Origin of the sequence: Deefgea chitinilytica, assembly GCF_016881405.1 — a bacterium.
Lineage (GTDB): Bacteria > Pseudomonadota > Gammaproteobacteria > Burkholderiales > Chitinibacteraceae > Deefgea > Deefgea chitinilytica.
This window is the reverse complement of record NZ_WOFE01000003.1, coordinates 267,233-279,774: the sequence shown is the minus strand read 5'-3', so window position 1 is coordinate 279,774 and position 12,542 is coordinate 267,233. Positions and strand designations below refer to the sequence as shown.

10 protein-coding genes are annotated in these 12,542 nt (G+C 50.5%); all 10 read right to left on the bottom strand.

Annotated elements, in window-relative coordinates; translation table 11 throughout:
• Positions 1-45: 45 nt before the first annotated feature.
• The 10 genes from GM173_RS09305 to GM173_RS16305 all read right to left on the bottom strand — a co-directional run bounded on the left by GM173_RS09305 (position 46) and on the right by GM173_RS16305 (position 12,393).
• Positions 46-1,290, bottom strand: a complete 1,245-nt coding sequence (locus tag GM173_RS09305; protein ID WP_203571098.1) for a glycosyltransferase — start codon at positions 1,288-1,290, stop codon at positions 46-48.
• Positions 1,287-2,297, bottom strand: a complete 1,011-nt coding sequence (locus tag GM173_RS09300; RefSeq protein ID WP_203571097.1) for a glycosyltransferase family 2 protein — start codon at positions 2,295-2,297, stop codon at positions 1,287-1,289. Before GM173_RS09300 ends, GM173_RS09305 begins: the two co-directional genes overlap by 4 nt.
• Positions 2,297-3,595: an oligosaccharide flippase family protein gene (locus GM173_RS09295; protein ID WP_203571096.1), complete on the bottom strand. Its 1,299-nt coding sequence runs from the start codon at positions 3,593-3,595 to the stop codon at positions 2,297-2,299. Before GM173_RS09295 ends, GM173_RS09300 begins: the two co-directional genes overlap by 1 nt.
• A 191-nt stretch (positions 3,596-3,786) precedes the next feature.
• Positions 3,787-4,047, bottom strand: a complete 261-nt coding sequence (locus GM173_RS09290; RefSeq protein WP_203571095.1) for a hypothetical protein — start codon at positions 4,045-4,047, stop codon at positions 3,787-3,789.
• A 101-nt stretch (positions 4,048-4,148) separates the two neighbouring features.
• Positions 4,149-4,742, bottom strand: a complete 594-nt coding sequence (locus GM173_RS09285) for a hypothetical protein (RefSeq protein WP_203571094.1) — start codon at positions 4,740-4,742, stop codon at positions 4,149-4,151.
• A complete protein-coding gene (locus GM173_RS09280; protein WP_203571093.1) occupies positions 4,739-6,304 on the bottom strand; it encodes a hypothetical protein in 1,566 nt (521 codons plus the stop codon). The genes GM173_RS09285 and GM173_RS09280 overlap by 4 nt, the downstream gene beginning before the upstream one ends.
• Positions 6,301-7,494, bottom strand: a complete 1,194-nt coding sequence (locus tag GM173_RS09275; RefSeq protein ID WP_203571092.1) for a type II secretion system F family protein — start codon at positions 7,492-7,494, stop codon at positions 6,301-6,303. Before GM173_RS09275 ends, GM173_RS09280 begins: the two co-directional genes overlap by 4 nt.
• Positions 7,494-9,197 (bottom strand): GspE/PulE family protein, encoded by a 1,704-nt coding sequence (locus GM173_RS09270; RefSeq protein ID WP_203571091.1) that lies wholly within the window; start codon positions 9,195-9,197, stop codon positions 7,494-7,496. The genes GM173_RS09275 and GM173_RS09270 overlap by 1 nt, the downstream gene beginning before the upstream one ends.
• Positions 9,194-10,660 carry a tetratricopeptide repeat protein gene (locus GM173_RS09265; protein ID WP_203571090.1) on the bottom strand — a complete coding sequence of 489 codons (1,467 nt, stop codon included), beginning with the start codon at positions 10,658-10,660 and terminating at the stop codon, positions 9,194-9,196. The genes GM173_RS09270 and GM173_RS09265 overlap by 4 nt, the downstream gene beginning before the upstream one ends.
• The gene (locus tag GM173_RS16305) at positions 10,660-12,393 is read right to left on the bottom strand and encodes a type II secretion system protein GspD (protein WP_203571089.1); all 1,734 of its coding nucleotides are present in this window, start codon (positions 12,391-12,393) and stop codon (positions 10,660-10,662) included. The genes GM173_RS09265 and GM173_RS16305 overlap by 1 nt, the downstream gene beginning before the upstream one ends.
• Between the last annotated feature and the right edge of the window lie 149 nt (positions 12,394-12,542).

The window sequence follows — 12,542 nt, the reverse complement described above, 5'->3', positions numbered from 1 at the left end:
CTTTCTAGAGCGCCGAATTCATACCACTCAAAAAAATGGTCGAACTCAAACATCGTACGCCCTTTGCAACAGCGCCACCCAACGTGCAATCAGCGCCCCTTGCGAATAAAACTCAGCGCGTTGCTTGAGCCAAGCGGCTAATTCGGCGGCGTGAGTTTGTTGCTGAATAATGAGCTCGGCTAAGGCCTCACCACTGGCTTGATTCACCACAAACTCAGCGCGGCGCTCGGCAAATAGCTCATATACTCCACCAGCGTTTGTGCTGGCAACCATTATTCCGATTGGCATTGCTTCCAATACCACCAAGGGGCAGCCTTCAAAGCTGGATGTTAGCAGCAGCACATCCGACTCACCAAGGTAGCGGCTGACATTGTCTTGTCGCCCCGCAAAGTGAATTTGCTGACTCAAACCGCGCTGCAGGACTTCATTTTTTAGCCATTCTTCCAACGGCCCATCGCCCACAATCGTTAAATGCGCGGCGACATGTTTGGCATTGAGCGCCGCCAAAGTATCCAGCCACAGATGCGGCTGTTTTTCGACCGCAATCCGGCCAACAAATAGGAGTCGTAGCGGAGCACCCTCTTTACGAGGCAGAACGGCGGGCAGCGCTTGAGCCGCATCGACGAAATTGGGTAGCACTTGCCACGTTGATTTGGGCTCACAATCTAGCCAACGCGCCATTGAAGCTTTGGCGTGATTAGAAACAAAAATCAGCTCATCCAAGCGCCGATACACAAACTGGCAGGCCGCACGATGCACCGGATTCATTTTGGCAAACGCATCCAACTCATAAAACGGCCCATGCACCCAGCCCATCACCCGGCAAGCTTGCTGCTGCGCTGGCCGTGACTTTGTCGTGCGCTGCTCGCCATCCTCATGGACTTGATGTCCACTCCGGTGGCTTCGCGTCACGTCTGCGCTGGCGACGCAAGTTGGTTCGGGCGACACCCGTTTTCTCAGCCCCAAAGTCGCCGCATACGCCATGTACAAGGGCAGCAAAAACGTGCCCGCAATAACCACATCATGCTCACGGGCAATGCAGCGGGCGGCGCGCCAGCCTGCCAACCACGTCCACGGTTTTAGCGGTTGCCATGCCTTGGATACATCAACGACTTGAATGTGATTAATTCGCGACGTCCACAAATTGCGACTGCCGCCCAGCAGCACCAGCGTCACGGCAAAACCACGCGCAGCGAGCGCCTCGCCAACCAGTACTGCGCAACGCTCAACGCCACCCAAACCTAAATCACGGAGGAAAATGGCGATTTTCTTGCCTGAAGTTTCGCTCATGCTCGGCCTCGCTTTAGCATTTGCCAAACGGTGTCACTCAGCACAATACGCAACAACTGCTTACGCCATTTTAATTTCTCTGAGCTAGGTATAGCCAGCTTTGCCTTCATTGACAATACATCTAATAACATACCCAAATTAACAGCTTGCGTTCTTTGCAAAGTATCTAGCCACACTTCACTCAAAGCCGCCCGGCTTTCCGGCCAAAGCTGGAGCAATTGCAGGTAAATCATAAACAGGCTACGGCATTCGGTAACCGACAAGCTTTGACCAGGCTCAGCGAGCTCAACAAACTCTGCGGCCACGGGTTGCAGGGGCAACGGTAGCGCATGGCTTGCGTAATCCAGACGAATTTTCTGCGCGGTGGCGCGCAATTGCTCTTTTTTTGACTGCGTAATTTGCCCCGCGTGGCAGCGATATTCAAGTAACACTTCGGGAACGCCAGTGAAGCTCGCACCTTGTTTCGCCAATCGACACCACAATGCGTAATCTTCAGCATGCAGCGCAGCCGCATCGTAGCCTTGCGCTTTGACTAAGCTGGCGCGCAGCATCACGGTGGGATGCGCCAACGTTGAATTAAACAATAAGCCCGCTTTAATCGCGCCGTCGCTGCTTTGCGTTTGCCAAACGCCACTGCGATCACCGATAAAGCGCACCCAAGCGCCGCAGACGTCAGCGCCGGTTTCAATCAATCTGGCAAGCTGCTTATCGATGCGATCTGGCGTGCAAATATCATCGGCGTCGATCCGCGCCAGCCATTCACCGCGCGCGACGACGATTGCTTCGTTAAGCGTAGCGATCAAGCCGTGATTTTCACGGGTGATCACGACAAATCGGGCGTCTTTTGCCGCATGTGCTTGCAAGAGGTTCAGCGTAGCATCGGTCGAGCCATCGTCAATGGCGATACATTCAAAGTCTTTAAATGTTTGCGCACTGATTGAATCAAGCGTCTGCTGCAAAAACGCTGCGCTGTTAAAACAAGGCAGTAAAAAAGAAACGGTGGGCATTAGGCTTTGTCTTCCGAAAGCGTATCACGAACAATTTGCCGTGCTCGCCACCAAAAAGCCAGCACAATAAATAATTCAACTGTCAGCACACTTTGTGCCGCACGCACCCCGCCCACGCTGGAGCCTGGCACCCACCAGCACATCAACACGACATTCAGGATCCCCGCCGCAATCAGCACGCGTGCAAAATAGCGCTCAAAGCCAAACACGAGCAAGGTTTGTTGCCCGTACACGTACGATAGCGCCCCGAGCAAAATCACCGGCGACAACCAATACATCACGTCTTGCGAATTGCTCAATGCAAGAAAAGCACGAGACAAAGAAAAATCGGCACCAAACCATGCCACGCTCAAAGGTGTAAACAGTGGCAAAGCTAAAGCGAGCGCCAATGTCATCGCCAAGCCCACTGCGCCCTGAATATAAAATGATTTATTAATCAAACGAACCGCTGCGGGTTTGTCGCTTACCGCGAGCTGTGCAATCCGCGGATAAGTGGCTTGTACCAAGGGGCCGATCAAACCTTGTGCGATATAGACGAGTTTATTCGCAGCCGCGAACAAACCAACTTGCAAGGGTACAGAAAACAAGCCGAGCAAGACCGTGGTCGAAGTGGTGTAAAGACTGGTTGAGATGGCCGAGAGGAAAAACGGCCAACTGCCCTTGAGCGATTGTTTTAATTCAGAATAATGAATTTTTACCCATTCTGGTTTAGCTACGCCCCAACCCGTCAACCACCACAACACGCCCGCCAAAATTTGTGGCGTCGCTTGTAAAATCACCGCTAGCGCAACGTCGTCTGGGCCGCTAATCCACAGCAGCAAAAAGCCCAGCGTCAAGGCGCGGGCAAACACCATCAAGCCAGAAGCGAGCTGTAATTTTTCAAAACCTTGGAAATACCAAATCGGGAATAACACCGAGCTCAAAATATAGAGCTGGCTCCATAAAAACACATCGGCATGTGCTTGCCAGCTGCCTAGCGAGAACGTCAACACCAGCAAAATCAAACTTGAAACGACCATCAGCAAGGTCTTAGCCCAAGTCACTCGCCAAAAAATCCGCGCGGCGGCCTTAGGATCGTCGCGCACTTGCGCCACATCGCGCACCGCCGACAAATTAAAACCAAAATCGGTCAACAACACGCCGTATTGAATCGCAGCAAAGGCGTAATTCATCACGCCAAAGCCTTCAGTACCGAGTTGCACTAAAAGAAAAGGGAAAGTAACAAAGGAAACGACATAGTTAAGCCCCTGCACCAAGTACAAGGCAAAAATATTAGAACGCAAACGCGCATCAAACACTGACTTCCCCTACGCCGGATTGGCGAGCAATGCGCCGCATTTTACTCGCACCATAAAAAAACGCTGTAACACAGTGTTTACAGCGCCTTCTCTAGTCAAAAACAAAGTAATCGACAAAAACACAATGTATCTACATGAAAATCAATAACATCAATTGCTAGCAAGCAATACCCACTAAGCTAGGCATTTCCTTATTCTTGCCAAACGTCTCCTGGCTTTTTGCCTGCGGGCGGCTGTGCGGTTTGGCCGTTCACCCAGCGCACTTTGCCACGCGGCGTTTGCAATTCACCGTCAAAGCGCTGAAGTTGCGCTGGTTTTTGCACCGGATCGCTCGGTGGCGCGTGATGGCTAACGCCCTCTTGACGCTCTTGCTCCGAGTAAAACAATCGCCCCCATTGACCCGCATGTGCAGGCAGCGCAATCAAGCAGCACAATAAGTAACTGACCCACAATTTTCGACCCCGGTGGCGAAGCCGAAGAGCGTACAAATAGTGCAGCGAGCCGAGCCCACGATGGGCGGAAATTTTTGTCAGCCTATTTATCGGTCGACGCATCATGGTGTAGCCTCAACTTTCACAGGAGCAATCGTTAGCCAGACATAATCACAAGACACGGCGATACCCGGCTGCTCTGCCCGTTGCATTTGGCACGCAGCCGGCGCAGCAAAGCCTGGCTGCTGGCTCAGCCATTGCGTCATCTCGGAAAAGACCGTCTCATTTTTAGCCAGCAAGCCCAGCTTCATTGAGCTGGCATACACTTGAAACTGATTAATTGGGGGCGATTGTTCGAGCACTTGTTGTGGCGAAAATTGATATTCCAACTGCAGCTCTGGCCGAGACTGAGCTAGCACCGACAAGGCCTCAATCCAATCCAAACGTCGCTCAGCCCCCACAATGTGGCGTTGCTGCAATAGATTAAACTCGGCTTGATGCAGACGCACACTATCCCAAGCGCGCTGCGCGGCATCAGCATTCGCACGGGCGAGCTGTAGTTCCTGTTGCGTGCGTACTTGCTCTTGCTGGCTAAAATACAGGTAAATTTGCGTTCCCAACAACAAGACGCCAGCAACCAGCATCGCCCCGCTCAAACCCACCAGCGCGCTACGAATCAACAGCCAATCTTGTCGTGAATAACTGGTCCAGTTCATGGCGCAAGCTCCGCGGTGGTGGCTGCCAACGTCACTTGGATGATGAAATCAACGCGCGCTTTGCCATCAGGACCAGCGACTTTAGTGTTGACCGACGCTTCCGGGCGAATATCGATCGGCTGCTTTAAAATATTAACCGTAGCGTTGGGCAATTGCCGCAATCGCTCCGCCAAACGATTCACATCCGACAAGGCCTGTCGATAAGCAGCAGGGTCACTCACCCGCCCAGCAATCATCCACTGCTCAGCGCCGCGTGGCAAAGTGGGCTCGCCGCTCACGGGTTGGCCTTCTGCTACAGCTGGCGTCATTCCGCCAACGTGCCACTCAAATTTCTCTAACATCAAGCGCGGGAACGCTAGGAAGATTTGGCTAAATTGCTGCGCGGCGTGCTCGGCACTGGGCCAGTGCTGAATATCTCGTCGATACAATTCCACCGCGGCTTGAATTTGCGCAGGCTGCTCGGCATTAGCTGATTTTAATTTTTGGTTTAACTCGCGCAAGCGAGTGTGTTCGCGCTGAATCTGCGTATTATTTAAATTCAATTGTTGCTGAATCTGATCACTTTGCCAAAAACCAAAACCAGAGAGTATTAACCCAAGCACAAATATAGATAATGCAGCCCACTGCATACCCCTGCCGATTTGATACAAACGACCGTAGCGCAATATCTTGGGTGGCGCGTAATGATTGCTTACTTTTAAATTCAATAGCGACGCCACCAAGACATCATGCCAAGTTGAACACTGTGCAGGCAATTTCAGTTTTTGCACTAACATCGGCAATCCCGACTCCGCCACCACCTCCAATTGCTCCGCTTCCTCGCTTAACTCATGAATCACCAACGGCAATTGTTCGGCAAAACTAGCGTCAAACAAAGCTAAGACTTGCAGTTGTTCATCACGCCCCATCAGCCGTAATGTACTTAAATATTGCCGGGCTCGACGAATTTCAGCGGCAATCAGCAAACCTTGCCCAGAGAGCTGTTGCTTGGCGTCAAACGCGCCTAAGCGAGAAAACTGCAATCCAGCGGGAGTGAAATAGCTCTGCCGTAAAGTGCCGGCACAAGAGGACGACATCAGCAATAGATGCGGTATATCGAGCTTGAGTTTGTAAAAAATATCTTGGCTTAATAAGGCGACCGAGTAGATGCCCTGCAAATCAACTCGTGCCGTTAATAAGACCTCGACAATGACGTCGAGCAATTCGCGATTAATAATTGCCGACAGTTGTAACTGATCTTGTTGCCCACGCTTACCACGCGTTTGCACCACGGCACGGCGATACGGCGTGGCGCGAAATAATTGATCCAGCTTGCGGCGTAACAATTGCGACTGATCACGACTCGATAGATGCGGCGCGACGTCACGCTGAAAATCTTCCTCAACCAGATCAGTCAATAAATAATAGCGTGCCGCAGGATAACGCAGCACAAACTCAGCCAAGTCTGCCCGACCCGCTTCATCGTGGGCAAAGTGCTTTAGCGGCAGCGCCCCCCGTTCTGACCAAGCCAATGCCGCCAGATGCGCTTGCGTTAACAGTAGAACAATCTTCTTATTCTTCATCGGAGTTTACTAATCGTATCGAAAATCGGCCCCAAGACCGAAGACATAATCCACGCCAAGATCAGCCCCAAAATCACCGTCATGGTCGGTTCAACCAAAGCTTGCACCCGCTCAATCGCTTCTTTGATGTCGCGATTATAAAAATACGATACATTCAGCAAAGCCTGATCAAGCTGGCCGGTATTTTCGCCAACGCGCAGCATCCGCAGCACCAGCGGCGGGAACATACCCACACGCTCAAAGCTCGCACTCACGCCTTGGCCTTCACGAATTTGCCCTTCAACGCGCGCCAATGCATCGGCAATCACCGTATTGTTGACGATCCCTTGGGTAATTCGAATGCAATCCAAAATCGGAATCCCGGCGCCATACAGCAACGCAAAAAAATTCGCAAACCGCGCCAGAATAATCTTGTGCAAGATGCTACCGACTGGGGGAATCCGCAGTTTCCAACCATCCACTTGAAAGCGAAACGCAGGGTCTGTTTTGACTCGCCAGCGCATCACCGCCAAAACGAGAGGTGGCGTCAGCATAATTAGCCACCAGAAATGCACAAAAAAGTTCGAAATCCACAGCAAAATTTGTGTATTTAATGGTATTTCCTGCTTCATCGATTTAATAAACTCAACCAATTGCGGCACTAAATACACCATCAAAAAACACACCACGCCAAACACCAGCACAGCAACAAATGCCGGATACATCACGACTTTTTTCGCCTGGGCAATCAGTTCATCTTGCCATTTAATCGATTCGGTTAGGTTTTTGAGCACCTCGGCCAATTCACCGCTGGCTTCTCCTGCACGAATTAAATTCACAAACACCACGTCAAACACCTTGGGATGCGCGGCCAAGGCTTGCGAGAGCAAGCTGCCGCCTTCGATGTCCTCAATCACATTGGCAATCACTTCGCGAAAAACAGGGTGGTCGATGCTGTCGCGCAAATCGGCAAGCCCCTCGAGCAAGGGCACGCCAGCGCGGGTTAATTGTTCAAGATGAAAAGTAAAGGTAATCAGCTCACGACGACTGATTTTTCGGCGACCAAATAAATCTGTGCTGCTGCTTTTGGCATGAATCAGCGTCATGCCTAGCCGACCCAATCGCAATTCTAAATCGGCTAGATTGGCAGCTTCGATTTGCCCTTGCTGTACTTTTCCTTGGCCATCAACAGCCCGATAGACAAAACGCATCAGCCCACTCGATCCGTTAAATCGACGACGCGAGCAATTTCATCGAGCGTGGTTTTACCTTCTAACACCCGGCGGCAAGCATCAACGGCCAGCGGTTTAAATCCTTTGGCCATTGCCAACTGCCGGATTTCACGCATCGTGGCGCGCCGCGCGATTAATTCATCCAGATCAGCGTCGAGTTTTAAAATTTCAATCACCGTCATCCGGCCTCGATACCCTTGATGCTCGCACTTAGGGCAACCGACGGCACGATAAATTTGAATATCTGATTGGGTATCAACCTGTAGCAATTGTTTTTCAAAGTCATCAGGGCTATACGCCTCTGCACAAAAAATACACAAGGTTCGCACCAAGCGTTGTGCAATGATGCCGATCATATTGCCCGACAAGATATCCGGCAGTACGCCAATATCCAGCAAGCGCGGCAAAGCACCAATCGCCGAATTGGTATGTAGCGTCGAATACACTTGATGGCCGGTCATTGCAGCGCGAAACGCCATTTCAGCGGTGTCTTTATCGCGAATCTCACCGATTAAAATCACGTCGGGATCCTGCCGCATCATCGAGCGAATCCCGTTGGCAAAGTCCATTTTGGAGACTTCATTAACTGAGGTTTGCCGAATTTGCGCAATCGGATATTCGACCGGATCTTCCAAAGTCATAATATTCACAGCAACCGAGTTGATGTGATTCAAAATCGAATACAAGGTGGTGGTTTTACCCGAGCCAGTTGGCCCGGTGACCAAAATAATGCCTTCTGGCCTCGCAATCATTAGGCGCAGCGCATCCAGATTTTCATCGCTTAAGCCGAGTTCTTCGAGCGGAACTAAACCTTTTTGCCGGTCTAAGATCCGCAATACGATATTTTCACCCCATGTGGTTGGCTGCGCCGAAACCCGAAAATCGAGCGCCCGCCCCGACAAAGTCAGCGAAATTCGCCCATCCTGCGGCGCTCGCGTTTCAGCGATATTCATCGTCGCCAATACTTTGAGCCGCACCACCATCGCCGGCCAATACGTTTTATGCAAGGCCCGAATTTGCCGCAACACACCGTCAATCCGATAGCGAATCCGCACAAACGATTGCTCGGGCTCAAAGTGAATATCCGACGCGCCACGCGTGACTGCATCGGCCAGCAAAGCATCAATCAAACGCACTACCGGTTGGCTATACTCGGCTTCAGCGTTAGCGAGGCTTGCGTAGTCAATTTCTCCAGTCTCGATCTCACGCAAAATACCGTCAATTGATAATTCAAAGCCGTAGTATTGATCAATCGCACGAACGATATCGGATTCGGCGGCCAGCAGAGTTTCAATTTCAAACTGATCTTTGGTTTGCAGCCTTAGCTGATCCAAGGCGACCAAATTATTGGGATTGGCCATCGCCACCGTGAGACGTTTACTCGCCAAATTCAAGCCTATCGGCAACACCAACAGGCGTTTGGCCATTTCCTTGGGGACTAAACGTATTGTTTGCACATCGGCAATGACGCGGCTTAAATCGACACTTTCTTGGCCGAGGTTTTCTGATAAGGCTTCACGCAGTACATTTTCAGAAGCAAAACCGAGCGACACCATCAACTTGCCAAGTGGTGCGCCTGAACGGCGTTGCTCCAAAAGCGCAATCCGCAATTGATCGTCGGTGATAATCCCTTTGCTAACTAGCAGCTCGCCCAAGGGTAATTTATTACGCGGCGCATTCATGGTGTAACCCCTGTCGCCGCATTCAATTCCGCCAAGCGTTGTTCAACCTGACTCCGATCAAAATAATAAGTGCCCGTCGCTTGCAAAGCTTTCAAATAATAAGTTTTTGCCAAAGCGCTTTGCTTTAAATGATCCAGACTCACGGCCAAATTCAAAGCGGCATCGGCGCTATTGGGATTGGCAGAATACGCCAAAAAGAATTGCTCTTGCGCTTGGCTCCAGCGCTGTTGCGATGCGTAATACTGACCCAACACCATCGGATCAGACTTGCCACTTTGCTCGAGCTGTACCGCCTCTTGTTCGGGCAATTGTGCAGAATTCAGTAATAGTAAAGCGGCTTTCGCACTTTCATCTTGTGGATTAGTACGTAACACCCGTTGATACAAAGCCGATGCGGCACCAACATCACCACGTTGCTGCGCGATCGCTGCCAAGCCCAATAAAGCATCGCGCTGCCGCGGATCGGCCAGTAATACCTTGCGATAAAGCGATTCAGCCTGCTCGAAATGACCGCTTTGATAGGCTTGCCACGCCAACAACACAGGATCAGGGCTATTTTGTGATGCCGATTGCCTTACAAACTGAGGGGGAGGCATCAAATCTGGCTGCACACGCGTCGTTTTCTCTGCCTGAATTGGTTTTGTTACCAAGGACTCAGCAACCACAGAAGCCTTAGCCGCTGCAGCTTTATCGATGTTCGCTACTTGACTTACCGAGGTATCTTCCGCTACTTCATTATTTACAATAGCTTCATCAGAATACACAGGCTTAACTGCACTAGCACTAGCCACATTTGGCGGCGATGCCGGCGCTTCGGTCGCTGCAATAGGCTGGGTGAGCTGACGGTACTGCCACACAAACCAAGACATCATGCCAGCCAATAACAGGCCAGCACCAAGGAATAACCACGGTAAAAGTCCCCGCGTGGGCTGAGTATTCGACCGAGTAAAAAAATTTTTAGCGATAGCTTGCGCTGGCGTCGACGGGCTAACGGCAGTAGCAAGCGGTGGAGGCGTCATCGACGCGCGCGCGCCAACAGACTCATTGATTTCCGCGGCGGGCTGGCTCAACGGGGCAACTTCGACCTCGGGCAACTTGGCAGAGACCTGTGGCGCAATCGGCTCGCTATCCACCACAGCCATAGGAGATTCAATCAATTCTGGTAAATCAGTACGATTTTGCCCCAATTCCGCGGCAGCAGTATCGGGGGCAAGCGTAACTTCAGCAGGCATATCGGGCGGCACCACCGCCCAGTCATTCAACCCCACATCCGGCACAGGCGGCACAGCTACAGCGGCTTCCAACTCGATTTGTGGCGCAGGCTCCTGCGCTTCTGTTTCAACTAAATTTAAAGTTGGGAACTCAACTTCTGGCGCAGTTGCAACTTCCTCAGCATTGGCCTGTGCCGCGCGGCGGCGTTTATCTTCCTCAGCTTTTTTTAGCGCTTGTAATAACAAACTCATTACCGAACTCCCTGCTGACGAGGGAATGGAATCAGGCCACTTTGAAAAGCAGATAACTCCTGATCTTGCGGCAGATTGAAAAAATCATCACTTGGTAAATACGATTTCAAACTGCCTAAGCGCTCATCTTGGCCATTTTCTTTCACGACAATTGGACGCAAAAACACAACTAATTCGATTTTTCTGACTTTATCATCACGATAGCTAAACGCATCCCCCAACCAAGGCAGTCTGGATAAACCCGGAACCCCTTGGCGGAGATTAGTTTGCTTATCCTGAATCAGCCCCCCTAACACCGCCACTTGTCCACTGGCAATTTTCAGCGTGGAATCAAATTCTCTTACTTGTAGTTCAGGCACTAAGCTTTTGAGCGTAGTATTGGTCTGCGCAGCAATAATCGCCACTGCGGGATCTTCTACATATCCACTGACGTTGGTAATCGTTGGTCGTATACTCATCGAAATCATGCCAGAGGCGGATATTTGCGGCGTTACTTGCATCACCAAACCCACGGGCACGGTGCGTAGTACACTTTCATAAGTCGGTGGCGTAATAACGCCATTAGAATCTGAAGTCGACTGAGTGACATTCATCGTGAAATACACTAACTCTTCGACGACTTTCATCACTGCCGGTTGATTATTAAGCGCGGTAATTTTAGGGCTAGATAAAACCCGAGTTTTACCAAATTGCTCTAACAATTTGACCGTGGCGTTAAAATCTGTACTTTTATAAGAAATCAAACTCAATGGCGCAGCTGATAAGTTAGCGCCAATTAAACTCTGCCCAAAGCTCCATCCGGCACCATTGGCAATTTGCGACCAATCAACGCCTGCTTGATATTGATCACTCAATACCACTTCAACAATTGTGGCTTCAATTAAAACCTGTCTTTGTGCAGAAGCTTGAATTGAAGCGAGAAACTCAGCAACTTTAGCCTGACCTTTGCTACTGGCACGAATGGTAATCGTGCCAGTTTCAGGATTAATCACCACAAAATTTGCATCAACTGGCTTGGATTCAATGCTGGGCTTCATTTGCAAAGCGGCCGTCTCGGCTTGCACTTTTTCAGTTTGCGCGAGGGTTTTATCGAGCTTGGCCGCTTTATCAACCACCGCTAGCGCCGTCGATGCATCGGCAGACTGCGGCACAATTTTTTGTGTCGCTTGCTGACTTAGCTGAGCAATTTTTGCAGTATTGAGCGAGGTCGCTGTTGCTGCGCCTTCGGCTTTTACATCTAAAATTTCTTTTAAATTAGCTTCTAATCTTTTCCAGAATTGATTTTGTGATTCACTGTCTATCGACGAAAACGACGTACTGCCATTAGCCCCCGAGCCACCTGAATCTTCGGCAACCGATTTGACAGAATTCAAGATATTCAACGTTGACTTCATATTTCGCGCTAAATTGAAGTAATCAACGTGATAAATCTTCACCATCGGTGAGTCGGGAGTGATGTTCAAAACCCCATTTTCCATACTCCAGCGCAAATCAACTTGGCGGGCAATCCGATCTAAAATCTGCGGTAGCGTCTGATTAATCGCGTTCAGCGTAACAACACCGGTCACCCCGGGGCTGACGTCAACGTTAATTCGGGCATCACGCGCTAATGCAAACAGTAAATCATGTACATCCAGCTGGCTGACCACCACGCTATAAGTTTCTAATTTGGGCGTTGCACTGGGTTTTGCCAACTGCGGGATAGGGCGCGCTAACGCCGGAATTGATGCCACAGGCGGCTCATTTTTAGCCGGCGCGGTAATATGAGCAGGAGATAAAGGCCCAAGTCCACTAGAGGTGGTGCAAGCCGTTACTGAGCAAACCAGTACCCCAATCCCAAGTATTATTTTTTTCATATGCCGTATTTAATAAATAGATAAGC

Excerpts from the sequence above, each read along its gene's own strand:
- GM173_RS09275 (WP_203571092.1), bottom strand. The coding sequence starts at position 7,494 with ATGCGTTTTGTCTATCGGGCTGTTGATGGCCAAGGAAAAGTACAGCAA.
- GM173_RS09280 (WP_203571093.1), bottom strand. The coding sequence starts at position 6,304 with ATGAAGAATAAGAAGATTGTTCTACTGTTAACGCAAGCGCATCTGGCG.
- GM173_RS09265 (WP_203571090.1), bottom strand. The coding sequence starts at position 10,660 with ATGAGTTTGTTATTACAAGCGCTAAAAAAAGCTGAGGAAGATAAACGC.
- GM173_RS09300 (WP_203571097.1), bottom strand. The coding sequence starts at position 2,297 with ATGCCCACCGTTTCTTTTTTACTGCCTTGTTTTAACAGCGCAGCGTTT.
- GM173_RS09305 (WP_203571098.1), bottom strand. The coding sequence starts at position 1,290 with ATGAGCGAAACTTCAGGCAAGAAAATCGCCATTTTCCTCCGTGATTTA.
- GM173_RS09270 (WP_203571091.1), bottom strand. The coding sequence starts at position 9,197 with ATGAATGCGCCGCGTAATAAATTACCCTTGGGCGAGCTGCTAGTTAGC.
- GM173_RS09285 (WP_203571094.1), bottom strand. The coding sequence starts at position 4,742 with ATGAACTGGACCAGTTATTCACGACAAGATTGGCTGTTGATTCGTAGC.